The following is a 23,601-nucleotide window of genomic DNA, read 5'->3' on the forward strand; positions in this document are numbered from 1 at the left end:
CTTATTTAAAATAAATTGAAAGATAATGCTGCAAAAATCGGCACTGCAGCAGTCAAACTATCAATACGATCTAAAATACCGCCATGTCCAGGGATTAAATTTCCACTATCTTTGATGCCTGCTTCACGTTTGAACATGCTTTCAGTTAAATCACCTAATGCTGATGCAAAAATAGCGAATAAAGAACTCATAATAAAACTGGTCAAATTAATTGAAATAAATCCGGTAAAGTAGGCAATAAAACTAATAACAACGGCAACAATCACACCGCCAATAAATCCCTCTAAAGTTTTACCGGGTGAAACTTTTGGTGCTAATTTACGTTTCCCCATACTGCGCCCAACAAAATAAGCGCCAGTATCTGTTGCCCAGACTAAAATAAAGACATATAACAGACAATAAGCGCCGGTATAAGTATTCGCACTATAATTAATCATTCTAAGTTCGATCATCCCGATAAAAAAAGGAACGAGAGTAAAAAAAGCAAATATTAATTTAGCAGTGATAGAACCACGCCAATATTTAGCCGTATTTGGATAGGTAAGAACTAAAAATAGTGCAACCAACCACCAACATAACGAAAGTAACAATAACCCTGAATATAACTTCAATTTTACCACAACCGGAATGGGTAATAGACAGAGTAAACTTAATAAAATAATAACGACTAAAGCAAATATAACTCTTTGCGGTTTTTGGGTTATTGCTAAAAACTGCGACCACTCAAACGCTGCAAGACCACAAATAAAAATCATAATATAGGTGAAGAGTGATAATGGCGCGAAAAAAAGCGTTAGTATAACAACAGGTATTAGAATAATAGCAGCTAAAATACGGTGAATTAACATGATTGCTCCTCCACTAGAATACCGCCAAAACGACGATCCCGGGTATTAAAATCACTGATTGCTTGATCAAATAACGCCTGATCGAAATCCGGCCATAAAGTATCAGTAAAATAAAGTTCAGCATAAGCAATTTGCCATAATAAAAAATTACTTATTCTGTATTCACCACCAGTACGAATAACTAAATCAACATCCGGAAAATCACCCATTGACATTTCTAACCCTAAACGTTCCTCAGTAATATCATCTATCATCAACTCACCATGTTTTACTTGTATTGCTATATTGCGGGCTGATTGTAATATATCCCAGCGTCCGCCATAGTTAGCGGCAATATTTAACACCAGTCCCGAATTATTTTTAGTTAATGCCTCTGCATTAACTATCATAGTTTGAAGTTGCTCATTAAAACGCGAAATATCCCCAATGATATTCAAACGAATATTATTTTTATGTAAACTTTTTGTTTCTCGGTTTAATGCATAAATAAATAGCGAAAGTAAAGATGACACTTCATTGGATGAGCGTTTCCAATTTTCACTACTAAACGCATATAAAGTTAGTACTTTGATACCAATGGTTGCAGCATAACTCACAATTTTACGCACAGCTTTCAAACCGGCACGATGACCAAATGCTCGTAATTGATTTTGTTTTTTTGCCCAGCGACCATTTCCATCCATAATTATAGCCACATGACTTGGAATACATCTTTCTTGTGTCATGTAATATCTCGCGTTATATCAATCATGTTATGACTAAATTTCGTAATATTTTTCAATTATCGTGTACCATAAACGACAATCGTTTTACCGTGTGCAGAGATGAGATGCTGATCTTCAAGCATTTTTAAAATTCGCCCTACTGTTTCTCGTGAACAACCAACTATCTGACCTATTTCTTGACGAGTAATTTTGATTTGCATGCCATCCGGATGCGTCATCGCATCGGGCTGTTTTGCTAAATTTAACAAAGTTTGTGCAATACGACCGGCAACATCAAGAAAAGCTAAATTACTGACTTTTTCTGAAGTCACTTGTAAACGACTTGCCATTTGGCTTGCCAATCGCATCAAAATATCAGGATTAACTTGTACAAGTTGTTTAAATTTTTTGTACGATATTTCAGCCACTTCGCAACTTGTTTTCGCTTTAACCCAAGCACTTCGTTCTGTGCCTTCTTCAAAAAGTCCTAATTCGCCCAAAAACTGACCTTGATTTAAGTAAGACAAAATCATTTCATTGCCTTCATCATCCTTGATTAAAACAGCAACAGAACCTTTAACGATGTAATAGAGAGTTTCGGCTTTTTCTCCTTGGTGAATCAGGGTACTTTTAGCTGGATATTTATGAATATGGCAATGAGACAAAAACCATTCCAACGTTGTATCCGATTGTTGCTTACCGATAATCATTCAGTCCTCTCTATACTATTTTACAATTTACAACTTATACACTATAACAAAATTACATAATAAATTATATACTCACAATTAAGATAATCCGTTTTTTATTCTAGATAAATCGTTGTTATATCACTTATTATAGCTATAATATCAGGACTAAATATTTAAGTTTGATTTTTACACAATTTCTGGAAGATAACGATGAAAAATGAATTCGTGAATCTAATTTATATAACAATTAAATATTTATAAAGAATTCAATTAGGCAAAAAGTATATTGATTTAATTCTAATTATACTCTAACAAACGTGATGACCAAGTACGTCATCGTAAGCAATATCAATGACCAATGGAACAACTTCACCGTCAAAAATGCTGTGATTGATCTGTGATTCGCTTTAAATGTTCTGAAATCTCTTTTTGTGTTTTTAGTGTCCTAATTTGACTGAGTAAGTCTGATGCAGGCGCATAGTATTGCCGAAAATAAGCAAGCCACTGTTTAATGCGAGCTGAGTGATATAACGGTTTTACATCTTCTATCGTTATGGTTGCGTAACGCATTAATATATTTAATACATTTTGCCAGCTTAAAGGCGCTTCATTAAAACGTAGCATATTCGCTAAATTTGGTATAGTTAATATTCCGCGTCCTAGCATAATATCGCTTGTTTGGCTTTGCCTTACACAATCTTGCGCATGTTGTATAGAAAAAATCTCGCCATTGGCTATGATCGGAATATCGACCCGTTGCTTTATATTTCCAATTGTTTGCCAATCAATTTTATCGGCTTGATAACCATCCGCTTTTGTTCGACCATGAATAACCAACTCATTTGCACCAGCAAGTGCAATGGCGTCAGCAATTTCATAACAATAAGATTTATCTGCCCAACCTAAACGAATCTTAACGGATAATATTTCGGATGTTCCCATTGCCTGTCTGACTTGCTTAACAATATTGAAGATTTGATCTGGATATTGCAATAGATATGCGCCACCATGACTACCAACGACGGTTTTAGCAGGACAGCCAAAATTAATATCTACCCCATGCGAGCCTAATTCAATTGCTTTAACGGCATTTTCTGCCATCCACTCGGGTGATTGTCCAAGAATCTGCACACGAACTGGAGTACCGGATGCCGTTTTGCCGCCATGATTCAGCTCGGGACAAAGTCGATAAAAAGTTCGATTGGATAATTTATGATGAGTAATGCGCACAAACTCGGTCACACAGTAATCCAATGCGTTTATTTCAGTCAAAATTTGCCGGACATGATAATCAAGTACCCCTTCCATTGGCGCTAAAATAATACGATCGATATTCATTGTGTTACCTATATTTTATGACTGTTTCCACAAACCTGACAATCTGGCTGTTTCGACAATGATACGTGATTAAAATGCATACTTTTTGCATCAATCATCAGTACACGACCAACCAAAGGTTGACCATAATCAGTCAAAACTTTAATTGCCTCTAATGCCTGCATGGAACCAAACATACCTACTAAAGGCGCCATTACACCCGCTTCAACACATGTCAGTTGATCCTGCCCAAACAATCGACTTAAACAGTGATAACAAGGCTCATTTGCTTGATACGTAAAAGTCGTTAATATGCCTTCCATTCGAATTGCAGCACCAGACACTAACGGTATTTTTACTTGGAAACAGCAGCGGTTAATCTGCTCTCTCGAAGATAAATTATCGGTACAATCAATGACAAGATTATGTTGTTTTATAAGAGAAGTTAACGAAATATCATCAAGTTTCTGATTAATAGTCTCGATTTTAATATCAGAATTCATTTTAATTAATGTTTGTTTCGCTACATCTACTTTAAATTGATTAATTTCTTGATTAGTATATAAAATTTGACGATTCAAATTTGATTCTGATACGGTATCAAAATCAACTAGCGTCAATTTATCTATACCTGCACGGCTCAAATAAAGCGAAGCTGCGCACCCCAAACCGCCTAGCCCGATGATCAATACTGCACTATTTTTTAACATTTGCTGTTTATCGATATCAAAGCCTAGTAAGGAAATTTGCCTGTCATAACGAAGTAATTCTTGATCGGATAGTGCTAGCATAGGGAATCATCATCGTGATTAATCATAAAGAATCTATTATAGCAGAAACTTGGCACAGCATTGTGCCAAGTCATAAACATTATTTATCAAAACTCGCTAAGAAGCTTAAATACTCGTCTTTAGTCATCAATGGTTTATAGTTTGATAATAATGTTTGAGCTGGTTTTGCATCATCATATAGTAAATCGATAATGGTACATGCCATCATTTGAGCAGGACGAATATAAGCCATCTCTTCATCAAATACCGTATAATCTTTACCATGTAACACACCTCTAACGGATCCTATCCACGGATGACTAACAGGCATGATATGCGATAAATCGCCCATATCTGTGCTACCGGTCATATGCGGTGCAACCGACACATTTTCCTCGCCAATTAACGCTTCAGCATTTGCTTTCAAAAATGCATTTAAGGTTGGATTATTTTGCAATGGAAGATAACCCGGTAAATCTTTAATTTCACAAGTTGCCCCTACAGCCATTGCCCCAGCTTTTAAAGCCTGATTAATTCGTTCATTAGCATCAATCATTGCCGGAACATTACCCGCTCGAACATAGCTTTCCATTCTGACATCACTTGGCACAACATTTACCAAATCACCACCTTGGGTAATGATTGGATGAAAACGAATATAATCTTTTTCCTGAAACGTTTCACGTATAGCATGAACGCCCATCATCCCCATCATTGCTGCATTTAACGCATTAACACCAGCATGAGGAGCCGCCGCCGCATGTGCTGCTTCACCTTTATACTTGATTAATTTACCGATAAATCCATTACTTGTGGTTGAAATCTCAATAAATCCGTCTTGGCGATCGTTTGGTACACTGGTTAAATGAATTTGAAGTGCCATATCCACATCATCAAATTCACCCCGTGAAATAAGTTCGGGTTTACCACCAATATACTTAATTTTACCTTCTTCAATCAGACGATTACGATAAGTAATTTCAACGTATTCTTCGGCCGGTACTGCAAAAGGAACGACATCACCGGCTAAAAATTGCATCGCTCCAGAATCGATTAATCCCATGGTGACAGCCATCATATTCGCTATTTGAGCATTATGACCACAGCAATGAGCAGCGCCAGAGGTTTCATCGGCTGCAGGATGGTCAGCACAGATAATGGCATCAAGCTCACCAATAATTGCGACACTGCATTGGCTTCCTTTTCCACCTTTTAAGCGCCCTTTGACTCCTGTTAACGCCAATTTATTTTTATAGGGTACACCAAGTTTTTCAAAAGCTTCTTCAACTTTTTTTGCGGTTTTGTGTTCTTTATAGCCCAGTTCAGGTTCAGCCCAAATTGCCTCAGCAATCGCTTTTATATCTGCTTTACGATTAGCAATGGCACTGCAAACTTGTCGTTTTAGTTCTTCTTTTGTCATACATTAAATCCTACCTAATATTAAATCACACCTTCCCACTTTAAGGTAATTTGGGCAATGATGGCGGCAAAAAGGAAAGTACCGGAAAACACCGCTAATGAAACGGGGATAATTCGCCATGAGATACTTTTGAATAAAGCAAGATCTTTACCAATGGCTAATCCAGCGTAAGCAAGCACTGGTGTACAAACAGCAAGTAAAGAGACATGTTCAGTTATCGCAACAACTTGCTCATGAAATGGAAATATCGGTGAAGAAGCCACAGCCGCCACAACTGACACCCACAAAATAACAGGAAGTTTATTGAATAATGGCACTTTGCTTATAAAAAAACCAACAACCGATATTGCGACAAGCACAGCTAAAGCTTGTAATGACAGCATAAAATCAACATGATAACCGACTGTATTGCCAGCAGCCATGATAATTGCGACTAAAATCAATAAAAAAACGGTTTCGAAAATCTTCATGATAGTGAGCTCCTTTTACTGCTTTGGAAACGAGCAAAAACATTATAGAGAAAAGAAGCAAACGGTAGTGAGAATAATGTATAAATATAAATACCAACTATACTAGACATTAAATTAGCCGTTGTTGCATAAGCTTTGATGTCACTCGCCATATTCGGATAAAGGTCACTTATCGGCGCAAGTGATGCCGCCATCATACTACCACTACCAACCCCTGCCCCCATGGCTAATGCATAAGGATGAAGAACGTCTAATTTTGCCATTACACTAGCAAGAATACTCATCCAAATCGCCCCATAGAGCGTACCACAAACATACATTGCCATGACACCACGACCTTCGGGCGAATCCAATCCATATTTATCTGCCACAATGGCAATATTGGGTTCACGTGCAACAGAATAGGTTGCCCCGACCGCTTCACGCTTCATACCTAACATCATTGCCAACGGTAAACCGAGTAAAATAGTACCCGCAAAATGCCCTAATTCTTGGAAAATCAATGCCAACTTAGCATCATGCAAAATCATATCAATTTTAGGCCCCACCGCAACGCCTAATTTGGCAATCAGTAACATTAACGTCACAATCATCACCGAACTAGCATGAAGCATATTTTTATGTTTTAAGATTTTTAATTTAGGAAGACTGATAAGACCACCAATAATCATGGCAAATAGCATAGGATACAACATGATAATCCAGATAGACTGCCTACCAACAAACTCACATACTAAAACAACTATCAGCGCAAGCAAATGCACTCTATAGTCTTTTAAAATTTCCATCCTTTCACGCCTCTTTACATAAATTTCCGGTCAATAAAACTATCCATGACAGCTATTATCATAATAATTATTATTTTGCACAGCTAATATACATAACCCAGATTACTTGCGTCAACACGCATCTACCATTAAATACACATAACCAAACAATATATTTCAATGACGCAAAAATAATTAAAGAATAAATCTCAACAAATGCCTTTATAAGGACACTATTTGATTTATAATACCTCATATTTTTTTATAAGATTGGTATTTAAACAGGATATTTTATGCGTTCAATTTATTGTGGTCATTTAACAGCATCTCATATTAATCAAGAAGTCACATTATGCGGTTGGGTCAATAAGCGTCGAGATTTTGGCGGTATGATATTTATTGATATGCGTGATCGCGAAGGGATTGTACAAGTATTTTTTGATCCTGAATATCAACAAGCTTATCAACTTGCCAGTGAACTTCGTAATGAATTTTGCATTCAAATTAAAGGAAAAGTAAGAGCAAGACCAGAAGGACAAGCAAATAAAGACATGGCTACGGGTGAAGTTGAAATCTTAGCCACTGAGCTGACAATTTTCAATCGCAGTGATGTGCTGCCACTTGATTTTAACCAAAACAACAGTGAAGAACAGCGTTTAAAATATCGCTATATTGATTTACGTCGTCCTGAAATGACAAACATCTTCAAAACTCGTGCTCAAATTACTGCGTTTGTACGTAACTTTATGAATGAGCATGGTTTTCTTGATATTGAAACCCCTATGTTAACCAAAGCAACGCCAGAAGGTGCGCGTGATTACCTTGTACCAAGTCGAATTCACAATGGTGAGTTTTATGCACTGCCACAATCACCGCAATTATTTAAACAATTATTAATGATGTCTGGCTTTGACCGCTATTATCAAATTGTAAAATGTTTTCGTGATGAAGATTTACGTGCAGATCGCCAACCAGAATTTACACAAATTGATGTTGAAACTTCGTTTATGACCGCAGAGCAAGTCCGTGAAGTTATGGAGCAAATGATCCGTGAACTTTGGTTACATGTTAAAAATGTGGATTTAGGTCAATTCCCTATCATGACGTTTGCCGAAGCGATGCGCCGTTATGGTAGCGATAAACCTGATTTACGAAATCCATTAGAAATAATAGATGTTGCCGATTTAGTAAAAGATGTCAATTTTAACGTATTCTCAACCCCAGCAAATGATCCAAAAGGTCGAGTTGCATTACTTTGCGTACCAAACGGAGCCCAGTTAACCCGTAAACAGTTAGATGATTACACTCAATTTATTTCGGTCTATGGCGCTAAAGGTATGGCATGGATTAAAGTCAACGACCGTAATAAAGGTCTTGAAGGGGTACAAAGTCCGGTTGCTAAATTCTTTAATGAAACGCAAATGGAAGCACTGTTGAATCGTGCTAATGCCAAAGATGGTGATATTTTATTATTTGGGGCAGATAGTTATAAAGTTGTCAGTGATGCATTAGGTGCACTACGATTAAAAGTAGGTAAAGATTTAAATCTGACTGATGAAAATAGGTGGGCTGTGCTTTGGGTAGTAGATTTCCCAATGTTTGAAGAAACGGAAGAAGGTCTTAGTGCGATGCACCATCCGTTTACATCACCAAAAGACTTGACGCCAGAACAGCTTAAACAAAATCCTGAAAACGCGATAGCTAACGCTTATGACATGGTTATCAATGGATATGAAGTAGGTGGAGGGTCAGTACGTATTCACCGTAGTGAAATGCAACAAGCTGTGTTTTCTATTTTAGGTATAAATGAACACGATCAACGCGAAAAATTTGGCTTTTTACTTGATGCGCTAAAATATGGTACACCGCCACATGCAGGACTTGCATTTGGTTTAGATAGATTAAGTATGCTATTAACAGGTACCGATAATATCCGGGATGTTATCGCATTTCCTAAAACAACAGCGGCAACTTGTTTAATGACAGATGCACCAAGCCCGGCAAATCCTAATGCATTAGCTGAGCTTGGTATTGAAGTTAGCAAAAAATAGTGATGTCTTAATGCAAAAGTTCAAAAAGCCTGAATCTGTTTTAGTTGTTATTTACTGTCAAAAAACTTTGCGTTGTCTTATGCTACAACGCAAAGATGATCCCAATTTTTGGCAGTCAGTAACAGGTAGCATGGAAGATAACGAATTGCCGGTTGAAACTGCCATTCGTGAGGTTTTTGAAGAAACAGGCATTGATATTCTGGGTAAAAATCTTAATTTAATCGATACTAACCATACGGTTGAATTCAAGATTTTTCCACAATTTAGGCATCGATATGCACCTGAAGTTGAAATAAATAAAGAACATTGGTTTTATTTACCGCTCGAAAATGAAATAACACCAACGCTTACTGAACATTTAGCCTATCAATGGTTGACAATTAGCGATGCAGCTAAAATAACAGCATCGCCAAATAATCAAGAAGCAATTAATGAAATTATTCAATTAAACAAGATTAACTAAGGAGTAGGAAATGAAATTAAGTCAGTATGCCATTGTGTTATCAAGCTTATTGTATTTTATACCTAATAGTTATGCTGAAATTAACATTAAAACATGTCAAACCAACAAAACTGATTATATCATTTTCGATGAAATCGATTCGCAAATCGCTGAAAATATTATCGAACACAAATTACATAATCAACCTGAAATACGAGAAAATACCATCATCAAAGTGTTTGCTAATGAAAACAATGATGATAGAAACTATTGGATTGCTTCTTTTGAGTTTGAAGATCAAACGACCCAATATCTTTTTTATCAAGTAGATGAAAATAAATTTATTGATATCGACCAACAGCAATTTAAAACATTATTACCTAAAATTGTGAAGTGCAATCTAAATCAACAAGTGCCTATTTATAGTGAAAATTTTGACGCTGACTAGTTGATGACAAAATAACGTTAACATTTAGGATGTTAGACTACCTTAAATTAGTGTAAACAAAGGCAGATTAATAGGGAGTAATTATTTTTATGAACTTGACCAATTTTCGTGATTTTTTAAATTATCTTGAAGAACAAGGTGAATTAAAACGAATTTTCTATCCTGTTAATCCTTATTTGGAAATGACCGAAATTGCAGATCGTGTTTTACGTTCTAAAGGCCCAGCCTTATTATTCGAAAATCCTATTGGTTATGACATGCCCGTACTTTGTAACCTATTTGGAACACCCAAACGTGTTGCGATGGGAATGGGGTTAGAAGATACATCGCAATTACGTGAAATTGGTGAATTATTAGCTTTTTTACGTGAGCCAGAACCACCAAAAGGCATTAAGCAATTTTTTAATGTGTTACCCAAATATAAGCAAATATTAAATATGCCTGTTAAGCGACGATCGTCTGCGCCTTGTCAGGAATTGATTTTTAAAAATGAAGAAGTTGATTTAACTCGTCTGCCAATCATGCATTGTTGGCCCGATGATGTAGCACCACTTTTAACTTGGGGACTAACGATAACGAAAGGACCTTATAAAGAAAGGCAAAATGTCGGCGTTTATCGCTTACAATTATTGGGTAAAAATAAGTTAATCATGCGCTGGCTATCTCATCGAGGAGGAGCGCTTGATTTTGCAGAATGGCAACAAGCCCATCCTAATGAAAAGTTTCCTGTTAGTGTTGCCATTGGTGCAGATCCAGCAACCATTTTAAGTGCAGTCACTCCCGTACCAGATACCTTACCAGAATACGCCTTTGCAGGTCTGTTACGCAATAGTCGAACTGAAGTAGTAAAATCGCTATCCAATGATTTAGATGTCCCCGCTACCGCCGAAATTATCTTAGAAGGCTATATTGATCCGAATGAATTAGCGCCTGAAGGCCCATATGGTGATCATACTGGTTACTACAACGAAGTTGAAAAATTTGCTGTTTTTACGGTTACGCATTTAACTCGTCGAAAAGATGCGATTTATCACTCTACCTATACGGGTCGTCCACCCGATGAACCAGCCGTAATGGGACTCGCTTTAAATGAGGTATTTATCCCTATTTTACAAAAACAATTTCCTGAAATTGTCGATTTTTATTTACCACCCGAAGGATGTTCCTACCGGATTGCAATTGTGACCATCAAAAAACAGTATCCAGGCCATGCTAAACGTGTCATGATGGGCGTTTGGTCTTACTTACGCCAATTTATGTATACCAAATTTGTTATTGTATGTGATGATGATATCAATGCCCGAGATTGGAAAGATGTCATGTGGGCTATTTCAACGCGCATGGATCCTCATCGTGATACCACATTTATTGACAATACGCCGATTGATTATTTAGATTTTGCTTCGCCTATTTCTGGGTTAGGCTCAAAAATGGGATTAGATGCGACCAATAAATGGCAAGGCGAAACTCAGCGAGAATGGGGAAAAATCATCAAAAAAGATCCAAAAGTTGTGGCTTATATCGATGAAATTTGGGATAAACTTGGCTTAGAGTAAACTGACATGATAAGTTCAATTAAACACTCTACATTGGGTCAATAGCATCGATATTTATCGTTGATGACAAATAGGAATAAATAAATAGCCATTAAAATCATAAGCAAGCTCACATTGAACGGTAGTAAATTATTGTAATATCAATGATTTTTCATTGAACATAATTTAAAATTGATAAACACTCAAAACAGATTTAATTATCATCTATAAATTTATTAGTATATAATTAGTCATAATTTATTTTTTCCAATTTTAGAAATAAGGGGTTATAGATGGACAAGGAAAAAAACGCCGCACCATCATTTCAAGATGTATTAGAATATATTCGTTTATCACGTCGTTTAAACAAATTAAAACGTGAAATATCCGATAATGAGAAAAAAATCCGAGATAACCAAAAACGAGTATTATTACTTGAAAATTTGAGTGATTATATAAAACCAGATATGACTTATGACGAACTTCAAGCAATTATTGCTAACATGAAAAGTGATTATGATGATCGTGTAGATGATTATATTATCAAAAATGCTGAAATTTCAAAAGAACGCCGTGAAATCAGCAACAAAATGCGTAGCTATCGTTCTCACTAACATATAGCAGATTTACTCCCATTCAATAATGGGAGTAAAGACAATTACCACAACTCAACCACCGGCTAACTTTACTTTAAAGCCTTTTTCTTCCAGCAAAGATTTGAGTAAATCACGTTTATCGCCTTGAATTTCAATGCTACCATTTTTAACTGCTCCACCACAACCACAACGTTTTTTGAGTTCCGCAGCTATTTTTTGAAGTTGGGCATCATCAAAATCAAATCCTGAAATGACGCACACACCTTTGCCTTTACGTCCGGATGTTTGGCGTTGAATTCGAATAACCCCATCCCCTTTAGGTCGAGATTCTTTTACTTCAACCGATTTAATACGACCTTGATCGGTAGAATAAACAAGTGGATTATCAGACATCATGAAATTAACTCTTGCTCAAATCAAGGGTTGATAAAATAGTTTGCAATGCTAAAGAAGGATCTTCTGCTTGCGTAATCGGACGACCAATAACCAGATAATCCGATCCTGCAGCTTGCGCACGTTGTGGCGTCATAATTCGACGCTGATCATCAGCATTGGAACCGGCGGGTCTGATACCTGGCGTCACTAACTTGAAATCACTCCCTAAGCGAGTTCTAAAACTTTGCACTTCTTTAGCGGAGCATACTACGCCATCAAGCCCACAATTTTTGGCTAACAAAGCTAATTTAGTGGCTTGTTCCAAAGGCGAAACAGGGATACCGATTTCTTGAAGATCTACCGACTCCATGCTTGTTAAAACAGTTACCGCGATTAAAAGAGGCGCATCTTTACCATATGGATAGAGTGCGTCTTTCGCCGCCTGCATCATCCGAGACCCACCACTAGCATGAACATTTGTCATCCAAACACCTAAATCAGCAGCAGCTACGATAGCTTTAGCAACCGTATTTGGAATATCATGAAATTTCAGATCCAAAAAAATATCGAAACCTTTATTCATAATCTGTTTAATAAAATCGGGCCCCGCATGCGTAAAAAGCTCTTTGCCAATTTTTAAACGACAATCTTTTGGCTCAACACGATCAATAAAATTCCAAGCTGATTTAACATCAGCAAAATCAACAGCAACGATAATAGGTGAAGACATAACAGATTTATTCCTTTTATTAATAACTAATCGCTATTTTTTTTAACAAATTCATTTAAATCATTATAAAAGATTTTGGCACTTTCTTTATAGCCTTGCAAGGTTTGATGTACTAAATCTGACCGAGCCAATCCATACTTAGACCAAAGCTTAACCGAATGACTTCCCCCCATAGCGGCCTGCCAATCCCAAAACAGTGTTTTTTCTGATTTAGCCACTTGTTTTTGAATCCTTTTTACTAAATTATAAGACTTTGGAATTTCAGTTTGATTAATCATTGTATCAGGAGGTGAAATCAATAAAATTGCAGCATTCGGCAATAATTTTCGAATTTTACGAATGTTGTAGACTAAATTTTTCCGATATTCATCTGCATCTAAAGTCTCATCGAAACTCTCGTTTGTTCCATACTCCAAAATAACCAAATCGCTTTTGGATAACAATAATTCCTGAAACCACTGAGGACGCCATTTTTGCCAAATTGTTTGCTTAGCCCCATTCGAACCAATCGCAGATACAATAACACCCGACTTGTTGGCTCGAGTTAACCAAAATCCACCAATTTCAGTGCTATCTTTACTTTTAATGGTAATAGGAAGCGTTGAAGTAAACGTTGTCGTTTGCCAACCACCAAATTTATTCTTGAAACTAAAGGTAATTTTATCTTTATTATAGATACTTAATGGATTTTTAGTCATTTTCTTTGTTTTAAAAATAAGGCTAACTTTCCATATATCTCTATCGTCTGCTTTAAGTGCCAACTCAATAGAAGCTTGAGAATTAATAGGTTTAGCGATAAAACCGCCCATAGGAAAATCGAGATTACTTAATACTCGACTACTTAACAATTCCCAATTAGAATCTTTCAAACTAACTCGAGTATGGTTTTGCCCTTTAACCCAAACAGGAGGAACCCAACCTATACCTGCATCACCATATTTATCTTGCATCAACGCTCTAAATTCGCCTGTAAAAAAATCTGCAGCGGTATGAGAATCACCAAATTGGGTGATATTGACAACTTTATGGGTGTGGTCTTGATTATTGACTAATGAATTTAAGCGTAAAACAAATTGTTTAGCATTTGGATCGCCAAAATCAACAATCACAGACTTAGACGTTGGAATACTTTCAGCCATAGTACTAAAACTGACAGTAAACACCACCAAAAAAACAGCAACCATAGTTTTAATGCATTGATTCAATGTGGGAATCCTCTGATAAAGTGGATGTGATTTGGTCCAAAATTGCTTGAGCTAAAAGCTTTTGTCCAGTTATTGTAAAATGAATACCATCGTCTATTCTTACTTTAATTTTTTGCTTATTAGTCTCAATATAGCTGTTAAATTGATCGTAAGAACAACCTAATAATGTATTGGTTTCCATAAAATGTTGATGCGCTTTTTCAACTTCGGATTCATATAAATGGCTTAAATAATTCATTCCGTCATTCAACTTTGGTTTACGCATACAAGGTGGTGAAAGCCAAAGTACTTTTACATTATGTTGATTTGCGATATCTAATATCGATGCAACACGTAAACGGTACTGTTCTTCCCACAATTGCGATTTAAACTTAGCATATTTAGCATATCCCTTAACAGGAAAATCCCACGGATCATTAGGGCCTAAAAAAATGACGATTAATTTAATGGAGGCATCAGCACTGATTGCATCATTAATTGTTTTTGGCCAATCAAAAGCTTTTGGATAAGCAAGCCCAGTACTTTGTTTACTCAAGTTAATACTTTCTATCTTATATTGTTTAAATAACATTTTTTTAACATATGGTGCAACCCCTTGCATTAATGAATCCCCCGCAAAAAGGACTTTGTCATTTTTAGTTAAAACAATCGGTGAAAGTTCAGTAAAATCGGTATTATTGCTAAGTCTTGGGTTACTTGATTCATTCAATGTTACCGTATTACCTAACGCTGTATTAGTCCGAGTACTGTTTAGTTGACTATCAGAATGAGTTTGACGTTTATTAGTAGCTTGCAGGCTATCACCCTTAATTAACGGTAATTTTTGTTTATTATTTTCAGTTGTGTGATTGGATTTTATTGTTTTGTTTTGCCGGTTATTTTGTTGTAACTGTTTATCTGCAATTGCGTTTGCAGTCACGACATTAGGATGTTTTTGATTATCCTTTTCAATATTCGTGTTTTCTAACTCCTCTGATTCATACGATTCATTAGTCCATTTTGTCTGATCATCCTCAGTGACATTAGCATCATCCACCATTAATGCCATATCAAAAAACTCAAAATGGTAAGATTGCTGGCAATAAATCAATATTGATTTATGAAACAAAACCATTAAAGCAATAGCTGTAACAACTAACACTATAACAATATAAAATGCAGATAAGGTTTTGTTAGTTGGCATTGTTAGCATATTACTTAACTTCATAAAATCCTTCAAATTACTGTTCCTTGTCAAAACTGATCTTAAAAAATTTTAAAACACAATTAAAAACTGGCATAAATAAAATCGGGCATACCTGACGGCGCAAAATAAATGACACACCACAAAATTAATATCATTATCACAGGTAAACATAATTTATTAACTTTAGATAACAGTACCGTTGCCAAATTTGGCAGATTTTTACACATTGGATAAACTAAATAAGCAACCATGATAATTAAAAAAGCCTGCCAATATTGTGGTTTTATCATCACATTATGCGTTAATGCCATTAAATAATCCAAAGCATCGGATAAATTTTCACAATAAAAAAACAACCAAGTAAAACAGACATAATGCCAAGTTAATAAACGCGCAATAAAAGGTGAGCGTTGACTAATCACATCACGACCAAAAAAGCGATCACCAATATTCAGAGCCACAATACCAATACCATGGCAAATACCCCAAATAATAAAATTGATACCTGCACCATGCCATAATCCCGATAAAAACATTGCCAACAAAACATTGATTTGTGTTCGGGTAAATCCCTTACGATTACCGCCAAGCGGAATATAAATATAATCCCGAATCCATTGAGATAAACTTATGTGCCAACGCGCCCAAAAATGCCTTAAATTTAAAGATAAATAAGGTTGATTAAAATTAATTGGTAGACGAAACCCTAACAACAAAGCAATACCAGTCACCAAATCCGTATAGCCTGAAAAATTGAGATAAATTTGAATTGCATAAGCATATACACCCACTAATAAATCAATCACACTAAATTCTAATGGATTGGCAAAAATGGGGTTAACCCATGCATCATTTATCCAACCACCTAAACAATAAACTTTAATGATTGACATCATGATTAATATAAAAGCTCGATATGGCTCTAAAATTTGGCGGGGTTCGCAAACTGAAATTTGCGGCAAAAAATCTTTAGCTCGATTGATCGGCCCTGCGACAATACTGGGGAAAAAAGATAAAAAAAGTGCAAAATCCCAAAATTTAGCTACTTCAATCTCTTTTCTTTTAACTGAAACTAAATAACTGACAGAATGGAAAGTATAAAAGGAAATCCCAATAGGGATTAGCACAGAAAATAATGGTAATAAAATAGGAATATGAAAGACGTTAAGTAAAGCTTGTAGTTCTTGTCGGAAAAAATCAAAATATTTGAATAATGCTAAATTACTAATCGATATTATTAAGCCAAAAATCAACCAACTTTTAGCATGATCTTTTGAAACCGATATCATAATGGAAATAAGATAAGTTACACTGGTATAAACACCAAGAATCAACGCAAATTGCCAACTATAACTGCTTACAATTAAATAACTTGAAACGAGTAACAAGGCATTTTGGAATTTAGGTAATAAGTTAAATGCCCAATATATAGCAAAAAAAACGATAAACAACAGACCAAATTCAATAGATAAATAACTCACTATAATCCTTCGTTAAAACATTTACATATAAAATAATATCCCTCAACACTTCCATGAAAATATTTAATCGCAAATCAACTCTGATTGAGAAAGAACATAATAAACCAATAATTCTTTATTCAACCCAGTTATTGACAATAACTGACGTCTGGCATTCAACCAGAGTTCATAAAGAACAGTAATTTTTTCATAACTTAATGTTGCCAATAATCTTACCAATGGCACTTGATCACGATTAATAATATACCGTCCAGCTTTTTGTTTTGCTTTCAAAGCATCACTTAATAAAGCACAAAACCAACTAATGCGATCAATAAAATGGTCATGCTCAAATGTTACGCCAAGCGTCCAAAAATCATTATTAGGAATAACACTCAATAAATTTTCACAAAATACTTTACGTTGTTGCCATTTTGTAGGATCCAACAAAGTTTTTGCTGTTAATGGCGCATTTTCGCTTAATAACAAAGCTGACGCAAGTTCATTATCACTATGATGTAAATCCTGTATATTTTTCAACCAATCCATAGACTGTTCAAGCTTAGGTATCGGTAAAAAATAAGAAAAACAACGACTATAAATAGTTGGTAATAAATGACTATTATGATCGTCACTTAAAATAAAATAAGTATTTGCAGGTGGCTCTTCTAACGTTTTCAATAATGCATTTGCGGCGGCTTCGGTCATTAAGGCAGCATGTTTAATCCAAATCACTTTATTACCGCCTTGCTGTGATTTTTCATAAATTTTAGCGGTAATACTTCGAATCTGATCGATACCGATCGATTGCTTACCTTGCTCGTTAGTTATCTTATAATAATCAGGATGATGATGAGACAAAAATAACTGGCAGCTATGACATTTTAAACAAGGGGCTAGATCGCTTGATGCTTGGCATAATAAACGATTTGCTAATTGCTCAATTAGCTCATTTTCACCACTACCTTGAATATAATTAATTAATAAAGCATGATGGGCTCGATCATGTAAAATACTTGTCGCTAATTGCTGATATGGCTGCGTGAGCCAACTATATCCATTTTTGATCATGCATTATTAACCTGTATTAATGATAACCATGCAGTTAACACGTCTTCAATTTGCTGTGTTACCACATTCATTGATTGACTGGCATCAATAGTCACAATAGTATCATCTTGCATAGCAAGCTCTAAATAGCGTTGACGAGTACGTTCAAAAAATAGGATAGATTGCTGCTCAATCCTATCTAGCTGACCACGAGATTTTGCTCGCATTAATCCTATTTTTGGATCAACATCCAAATACAAAGTTAAATCGGGTTTAAAATCACCTAACACTTGCTTTTGTAACGTTTCAATCAATACGCTATCAAGTTGGCGTCCCCCTCCTTGATATGCCTGCGTGGATAAATCATGACGATCACCTATTACCCATTTTCCTATTTTAAGAGCGGGTTTTATAACATTATCAATAAGTTGAATTCTAGCCGCATATAACATCAATAATTCAGCTTTATCCGTTAACGGCTCATGTTCTAAACCATTTTTAATAATATTACGTAACGCTTCAGCAATCGGAGTTCCACCCGGCTCACGAGTAAATTGTAAATCTTCAATATTAGATTGCTTTAAAATACGCGCAACAGTATTAATTGCTGTGGTTTTTCCTGCACCTTCAAGTCCTTCAATGACAATAAATTTGCCGGTCATACTTATTTCCTAAATTAATTAAGCTGATGTACAAGTAAACATTGCGCTATTGTACGCTATTTTTACCGATTATTTTAGTTCGTATCGTAAATACCATGTTAATACTTATCAAATATGAAAACTTTTTAATAGACCGACAGAGTAGAACATCCTGTTTACTTAGCCGCAATTGGTTTATAACATCCAAATAAATCCGAATAAAAATAATTAGATATTATTCAGTTATAGAAAAGTCATTGTATATGTGAACTTTATATCTATTATCTTGTCAATATAAGATATCGATTGTTTTTTCGCTCGCTTATCATCTGTTTAATAAGTAATTTATCGTAGTATTAATGAGTAATCAAAGCAGTGTTGAAAAAGAAAATAAAGTTTTTAGATAAGATAGAATCATTAAGCGGACTTTCAATCAAATCTAAACAAGAATATAAAACAAAATTAATCTGGAATAACAAGGAATGAAAAAAATACTTCTACTATTAGTCACATTTATGTCACTAGTAACATTAACCAGTTGCAACAAAACACCTTTAGAAAAGGTTTTAAAAGATGTAAAAAACAATCATCCTAAAACCATAACCTTATCTGATTATACTAATTTTAAATGGGATGAAGTTTGGTTAATCAGTGGCAGTATTAGTGGACGTTATATTACATTAATGCGAGAACAAAATATTGATGTTAAGAAAGTAGAATCTTTTCCAAATTCTAGATATGGAATAGCTCAAGAATTCTCTAATACAGTTGTGTATGTATATAATAACAAAGTAGTTTATTACGAGTTTCCTCCAGATGCCAGAGATTATGTGGCTTTGGCTTCAGAGGGAGCATTAGCTCTTTTAGATTTTAAACTAGAAAGAGGACAGATTATGGTTGTTTCAAGTAATAATTCCGAATGTGAAGTAAAAGATGGAGATTTAGTTCCCATTAAACCGATTAAGATCTACGAAAACATGGATGAAAAATTGAAATGATCCCTAATGCATTAATCAATGAATTAGCCATACCAAGTATTGGATTATGATCATGAAAAAAGTTCATATAATCAAGCAACCTATTCTCTCACTATTAGAATACCTTTTAGCAACAGTTTATCCCTATGTGTATAGGAAACAAAATAATATCTTAATTAGTAACGATGATCCTATCTTGATATTGTTCAGAGCAAATCATTATTAGAATTTACTATGTCTTAATATGATGAAATTACAGAAAAATATGCAGAAAAAAGTTTAAACGCTTCATTATCCGCTAGTAAAAAAACATTAACTAAATATGTTGAAAAATCCACAACTGAAATCAGTGAATTAATAAAAAAGGAAATTTTAGCGGCTAAAATAAATTTAGAAGACGAAAGAAAGAAAATTAATACCCATTCAATGGTAAATTTAGTATTACTTATATTTGTAATATTTCTTATTTTTTTAAATATTTTAATTAAATAATGGTAAAGCCAACTATTATTGGCTTTTATTAATAGTGATAACGACACGATAAAATAATAATACAATTATTTTCAATTTTATAAACTAACCTATGTTCACTGTTTATGCGTCTTGACCAATATCCTGATAAATTAAATTTTAATGCTTCGGGCTTTCCAACTCCCGAAAAAGGTGTTTTGCTAATATCCTTTAATAGTTCATTAATCCTTTTTATCATTTTCTTATCGGTTGCTTGCCAATAAAGATAGTCATTCCAAGATTCATCAGAAAATAATTTATTCATCATTCAACACACGCTCTTTTAAATTCCCATTATTAATTTGTTCTAATGAATTTAACAAATGTTGAGCATTAGCTGGAGAACGTAGTAAGTATGCAGTTTCTTGTAACGCTGTAAAATCATCATACGACATTAAAATACAGTTATCTCCATTTTGTCTTGTGATAACTGTGGGCATTCTATCATTTACAACTTCGTCCATTGTTGCTGATAAATTAGCTCGAGCAGCTGAATAACTAACATGTCTCATAATTATTATTCCTCTTAAAAGTAATTAACCAATAAACATTGTACAACAAACCTGTACAATGTCAATGATTTTAACCTTCAGTTATTGAAATAATTTTTATATTTTTTAGTTCTGTTTCAAATTCTTCATCATCATCTAGGTTTTATATCCATCCTAACCCTTCCCAAGCCGGTTTTTTATTCAAAATTAATTTTGCAGGTTTTCCCCTGAATTCAACCATCACAATAGCTTTTTTTTAACTTGATATTTTCATCAATTTTATCTTTATCTATTGAATTTTCGTTTTATCCCTGTGTATACAGGGAACACTTAATTCTGTTTTATGTTTCACTAAGAGGGAACGGTTTATCCCTATGTATATAGGGAACACAGCCTCGAATCCCACGTACAGCGACCCAATCGTGGTTTATCCCTATGTTTATAGGGAACACGTCAGTTCGTAATCGATGTCAAATCGGTCTGTCGGTTTATCCCTATGTGTATAGGGAACACGTTCCTCACTGCGTTGCGGACTACGTTTTTCACGGTTTATCCCTATGTGCATAGGGAACACAATTGAGCTGTATAACCGAACGTCACACCACCTGGTTTATCCCTATGTGCATAGGGAACACTTTAACGGTATCGATAAAACCAAAAAATTTCTCGGTTTATCCCTATGTGTATAGGGAACACGTATTGAGACAAGCAAGTTGTGTGGTTACCGACGGTTTATCCCTATGTGTATAGGGAACACCGGCTAAACAAAATTTCGCCCTCGTATTTCCTCCGGTTTATCCCTATGTGTATAGGGAACACTCGCTAGTATCGACGATTTGAACGTTGTCGGACGGTTTATCCCTATGTGTATAGGGAACACAATCACCAGTTGTTGTTCCTGATACTACCGCACGGTTTATCCCTATGTGTATAGGGAACACTAATCATACTATCCCGCCAGCGTTCTGGCCGGCGGTTTATCCCTATGTGTATAGGGAACACCTTTTTGTGCTGTTTTTTAGTAGAAATAATCCCGGTTTATCCCTATGTGTATAGGGAACACTTGCCTACCACTCGCCCAATTCCTCGACCGCTCGGTTTATCCCTATGTGTATAGGGAACACGTTCGCTTTTGCTATGTCCTGCTCAAGCGAATCGGTTTATCCCTATGTGTATAGGGAACACTTCACGCAATTTAGTAATTTAGCGCAACAATCCGGTTTATCCCTATGTGTATAGGGAACACTTGGGCGTGAGCTAATACGAGATATTGTCCTGCGGTTTATCCCTATGTGTATAGGGAACACCCATCTCTACCTGTGAATCCCATAGCATCAGCCGGTTTATCCCTATGTGTATAGGGAACACTCTAATTATAACTTATTGTTTATTAATTAAAATAGAGAGGTGTAAAATTCCACCAATTTATTGATGTTTTTTTAGGCGATTGATTTTAATGCACATTATCAATGTAATTTTATATTTATCATAATGTTAACTATGTTTAAAAAGATTTTTAAGTAGAGCCTGCTTTTACAACTCCTCGGCGCACCGACCGATTTTGATAGCAATGGTATATTTTACTTTTCGGTAATTGATTTTGACGAATGGTTAAATGCTGATCTTGCCTTTAATTTAGGCAAGTATTTAACATCAATTTATGTTTAATCCTTTGACTATCAAAATTAACAATCTGTACTCATTATTATTTATAAATAAATCATTTTATTAAAAATATTTTTGCACATTAACCATTGCCATAATCAACCAGTTTACCTGTCTTTTCGTCACGTACGCCCCACTCTAAACGGCTTTCTAGTATGGCTTGTTGCACTTTTGGCGGATAGTCCGATAAGGTGGTTTCTTTCGGGACTGGTTTGCCTGTTTTGCCTGCTTGACGAATCACCTTCGGCCAACGGGGTTGCCAGCATAAACATTCCGAAATAAAGTAGCCCACGGTGTAAAACGGCAATAAAACTAAAAATACCGGTATTAATAAAATATACATCCAAAAAGTAGGCGCATTTTTTACTGCATGAATCATCGGGCTTACATGACCACTAAAACCGTGGAAAGGCATGGGTAAATGGGTGCTTAAACGAGGTTTAGGCAGATTGTCCCGTCCATGCTCCATATAACGGCGGATAAATTCCCATTCGTCTTTATAGTCTTGTGGGTTATAGGTGTTTTTGCCGATGCCGACGGAATGAGCAATCGGAAAGCCAGTTTTATACGGGTGAAAGCTCATTAAATTAACCATATTGGTGCCACCCATATCCGAGCCACTTTCGCCAAAGTTCGATGGCATAATATGTTCCCATTTAAACACTACTGTGCCACCGCAGTATTTAGGGCGCTGAATATAGACTTGCCTTGTCACCCGATTAAAGCGTACCCGAATATGGCGTATGGTGAAGAGTTCAAAACGATAGATATAACGGAAATAGCGGATGCATAAATAGGTAAGTATCAAAGATATAACAAAAAAGAAAAATATTGCGAATACTCCTGAACCAAAATTATCACTCTCATTATTATATAACCTCAAAAAAATTCTTAATCCAAGATAAGCGCCAGAAGCAGGCATAAAAAACATAAGCAAACTAATCCATGTTACAATACCTCGAAAATTCTCAAACATTCCTCCTCGAATTTCTAAATAGCGATCGTTATACGCGTAGTAAGGTCCTATTGGTCTGGGATTGTTACTGACCGATTCTTGGGTATAGTCTTTTTGCACTTCTTTGAGTGTCATATCAGCATAGTTATAGCCCATTTTTAATTTTTTGCGGGTTTCGGATTTCATGGCGTTACCAAACCATAATAAAAATTCACCTACGTACATTTTTTTATGTCCTTACCTTATGTCCTTCTGTTTTTATTATGATTAATTCGCATTGTGATTTTAACCATTGC

The 23,601-nt window shown here is 35.4% G+C and carries 25 protein-coding genes and 1 CRISPR repeat array; of the genes, 7 read left to right on the forward strand and 18 right to left on the reverse strand.

All coding sequences use genetic code 11. The features are described from left to right. Positions 1 to 5: 5 nt before the first annotated feature. The 8 genes from ACGH4F_RS03225 to ACGH4F_RS03260 all read right to left on the reverse strand — a co-directional run bounded on the left by ACGH4F_RS03225 (position 6) and on the right by ACGH4F_RS03260 (position 7,009). Complete coding sequence (locus ACGH4F_RS03225; RefSeq protein WP_411589954.1) at positions 6 to 848, reverse strand: phosphatidate cytidylyltransferase; 843 nt, start codon at positions 846 to 848, stop codon at positions 6 to 8. Further along, entirely contained in the window at positions 842 to 1,573 is a 732-nt protein-coding gene (locus tag ACGH4F_RS03230; protein ID WP_267352407.1) for an isoprenyl transferase, read from the reverse strand. The genes ACGH4F_RS03225 and ACGH4F_RS03230 overlap by 7 nt, the downstream gene beginning before the upstream one ends. A 56-nt stretch (positions 1,574 to 1,629) precedes the next feature. Next, the gene (gene crp / locus ACGH4F_RS03235) at positions 1,630 to 2,262 is read right to left on the reverse strand and encodes a cAMP-activated global transcriptional regulator CRP (RefSeq protein WP_267352408.1); all 633 of its coding nucleotides are present in this window, start codon (positions 2,260 to 2,262) and stop codon (positions 1,630 to 1,632) included. A gap of 357 nt (positions 2,263 to 2,619) precedes the next feature. After that, on the reverse strand, positions 2,620 to 3,582 hold the full coding sequence (gene dusC / locus ACGH4F_RS03240; protein WP_411589955.1) for a tRNA dihydrouridine(16) synthase DusC: 963 nt from the start codon (positions 3,580 to 3,582) through the stop codon (positions 2,620 to 2,622). 8 nt (positions 3,583 to 3,590) lie between these two features. After that, positions 3,591 to 4,352, reverse strand: a complete 762-nt coding sequence (locus tag ACGH4F_RS03245) for a molybdopterin-synthase adenylyltransferase MoeB (protein WP_411589956.1) — start codon at positions 4,350 to 4,352, stop codon at positions 3,591 to 3,593. A gap of 79 nt (positions 4,353 to 4,431) precedes the next feature. Further along, complete coding sequence (locus tag ACGH4F_RS03250; RefSeq protein ID WP_411589957.1) at positions 4,432 to 5,751, reverse strand: amidohydrolase; 1,320 nt, start codon at positions 5,749 to 5,751, stop codon at positions 4,432 to 4,434. 20 nt (positions 5,752 to 5,771) lie between these two features. Continuing rightward, positions 5,772 to 6,221 (reverse strand): hypothetical protein, encoded by a 450-nt coding sequence (locus ACGH4F_RS03255; RefSeq protein WP_267352412.1) that lies wholly within the window; start codon positions 6,219 to 6,221, stop codon positions 5,772 to 5,774. Continuing rightward, a complete protein-coding gene (locus ACGH4F_RS03260) occupies positions 6,218 to 7,009 on the reverse strand; it encodes a DUF3100 domain-containing protein (RefSeq protein ID WP_267361320.1) in 792 nt (263 codons plus the stop codon). Before ACGH4F_RS03260 ends, ACGH4F_RS03255 begins: the two co-directional genes overlap by 4 nt. A gap of 272 nt (positions 7,010 to 7,281) precedes the next feature. On the opposite strand from ACGH4F_RS03260, the gene aspS reads away from it, so the two are divergent. The 5 genes from aspS (at position 7,282) to tmaR (ending at position 12,078) form a co-directional block, all read left to right on the forward strand. Beyond that, positions 7,282 to 9,039 carry an aspartate--tRNA ligase gene (gene aspS, locus ACGH4F_RS03265; RefSeq protein ID WP_267352414.1) on the forward strand — a complete coding sequence of 586 codons (1,758 nt, stop codon included), beginning with the start codon at positions 7,282 to 7,284 and terminating at the stop codon, positions 9,037 to 9,039. Between the two features lie 10 nt (positions 9,040 to 9,049). Further along, positions 9,050 to 9,502, forward strand: a complete 453-nt coding sequence (gene nudB, locus ACGH4F_RS03270) for a dihydroneopterin triphosphate diphosphatase (RefSeq protein WP_267380394.1) — start codon at positions 9,050 to 9,052, stop codon at positions 9,500 to 9,502. 10 nt (positions 9,503 to 9,512) lie between these two features. Further along, complete coding sequence (locus tag ACGH4F_RS03275) at positions 9,513 to 9,929, forward strand: hypothetical protein (RefSeq protein WP_267352416.1); 417 nt, start codon at positions 9,513 to 9,515, stop codon at positions 9,927 to 9,929. Between the two features lie 89 nt (positions 9,930 to 10,018). Beyond that, positions 10,019 to 11,485, forward strand: a complete 1,467-nt coding sequence (gene ubiD / locus ACGH4F_RS03280; RefSeq protein WP_411589958.1) for a 4-hydroxy-3-polyprenylbenzoate decarboxylase — start codon at positions 10,019 to 10,021, stop codon at positions 11,483 to 11,485. 272 nt (positions 11,486 to 11,757) lie between these two features. Beyond that, on the forward strand, positions 11,758 to 12,078 hold the full coding sequence (gene tmaR, locus ACGH4F_RS03285) for a PTS system regulator TmaR (protein ID WP_065558977.1): 321 nt from the start codon (positions 11,758 to 11,760) through the stop codon (positions 12,076 to 12,078). Positions 12,079 to 12,132: 54 nt separating this feature from the next. Here tmaR and yciH read toward each other — a convergent pair whose 3' ends face one another. The 7 genes from yciH to tmk form a co-directional block, all read right to left on the reverse strand. Next, the gene (yciH, locus tag ACGH4F_RS03290; protein WP_411589959.1) at positions 12,133 to 12,456 is read right to left on the reverse strand and encodes a stress response translation initiation inhibitor YciH; all 324 of its coding nucleotides are present in this window, start codon (positions 12,454 to 12,456) and stop codon (positions 12,133 to 12,135) included. 4 nt (positions 12,457 to 12,460) lie between these two features. Further along, entirely contained in the window at positions 12,461 to 13,165 is a 705-nt protein-coding gene (gene pyrF / locus ACGH4F_RS03295; RefSeq protein ID WP_411589960.1) for an orotidine-5'-phosphate decarboxylase, read from the reverse strand. Between the two features lie 26 nt (positions 13,166 to 13,191). Next, positions 13,192 to 14,370 (reverse strand): GDSL-type esterase/lipase family protein, encoded by a 1,179-nt coding sequence (locus ACGH4F_RS03300; RefSeq protein WP_411589961.1) that lies wholly within the window; start codon positions 14,368 to 14,370, stop codon positions 13,192 to 13,194. Next, entirely contained in the window at positions 14,354 to 15,577 is a 1,224-nt protein-coding gene (locus ACGH4F_RS03305; RefSeq protein WP_411589962.1) for a DUF459 domain-containing protein, read from the reverse strand. The genes ACGH4F_RS03300 and ACGH4F_RS03305 overlap by 17 nt, the downstream gene beginning before the upstream one ends. 59 nt (positions 15,578 to 15,636) lie before the next feature. Beyond that, positions 15,637 to 17,037: an MBOAT family O-acyltransferase gene (locus ACGH4F_RS03310; RefSeq protein WP_411589963.1), complete on the reverse strand. Its 1,401-nt coding sequence runs from the start codon at positions 17,035 to 17,037 to the stop codon at positions 15,637 to 15,639. A gap of 63 nt (positions 17,038 to 17,100) precedes the next feature. Further along, positions 17,101 to 18,087, reverse strand: a complete 987-nt coding sequence (locus ACGH4F_RS03315) for a DNA polymerase III subunit delta' C-terminal domain-containing protein (RefSeq protein ID WP_411589964.1) — start codon at positions 18,085 to 18,087, stop codon at positions 17,101 to 17,103. After that, positions 18,084 to 18,728 carry a dTMP kinase gene (gene tmk / locus ACGH4F_RS03320; RefSeq protein WP_267352423.1) on the reverse strand — a complete coding sequence of 215 codons (645 nt, stop codon included), beginning with the start codon at positions 18,726 to 18,728 and terminating at the stop codon, positions 18,084 to 18,086. Before tmk ends, ACGH4F_RS03315 begins: the two co-directional genes overlap by 4 nt. Before the next feature lie 461 nt (positions 18,729 to 19,189). On the opposite strand from tmk, the gene ACGH4F_RS03325 reads away from it, so the two are divergent. Together ACGH4F_RS03325 and ACGH4F_RS03330 are read left to right on the forward strand one after the other, a co-directional pair. Further along, a complete protein-coding gene (locus tag ACGH4F_RS03325; protein ID WP_411589965.1) occupies positions 19,190 to 19,705 on the forward strand; it encodes a hypothetical protein in 516 nt (171 codons plus the stop codon). 231 nt (positions 19,706 to 19,936) lie between these two features. Continuing rightward, positions 19,937 to 20,176, forward strand: a complete 240-nt coding sequence (locus tag ACGH4F_RS03330) for a hypothetical protein (RefSeq protein WP_411589974.1) — start codon at positions 19,937 to 19,939, stop codon at positions 20,174 to 20,176. A 28-nt stretch (positions 20,177 to 20,204) separates the two neighbouring features. Here the strand turns inward: ACGH4F_RS03330 and ACGH4F_RS03335 are convergent, their stop codons facing one another. From ACGH4F_RS03335 to ACGH4F_RS03345, 3 genes are all read right to left on the reverse strand, one after another. Next, complete coding sequence (locus ACGH4F_RS03335; protein WP_411589975.1) at positions 20,205 to 20,459, reverse strand: Txe/YoeB family addiction module toxin; 255 nt, start codon at positions 20,457 to 20,459, stop codon at positions 20,205 to 20,207. After that, on the reverse strand, positions 20,452 to 20,706 hold the full coding sequence (locus ACGH4F_RS03340; RefSeq protein WP_267352425.1) for a type II toxin-antitoxin system prevent-host-death family antitoxin: 255 nt from the start codon (positions 20,704 to 20,706) through the stop codon (positions 20,452 to 20,454). Before ACGH4F_RS03340 ends, ACGH4F_RS03335 begins: the two co-directional genes overlap by 8 nt. A 280-nt stretch (positions 20,707 to 20,986) precedes the next feature. Then, a CRISPR array of direct repeats spans positions 20,987 to 22,053; the repeat unit is 29 nt; unit sequence CGGTTTATCCCTATGTGTATAGGGAACAC. A gap of 379 nt (positions 22,054 to 22,432) precedes the next feature. After that, entirely contained in the window at positions 22,433 to 23,530 is a 1,098-nt protein-coding gene (locus ACGH4F_RS03345) for a DUF6708 domain-containing protein (RefSeq protein WP_411589966.1), read from the reverse strand. Between the last annotated feature and the right edge of the window lie 71 nt (positions 23,531 to 23,601).

Origin of the sequence: Gilliamella sp. CG35, from assembly GCF_046635745.1 — a bacterium.
Lineage (GTDB): Bacteria > Pseudomonadota > Gammaproteobacteria > Enterobacterales > Orbaceae > Gilliamella > Gilliamella apicola_I.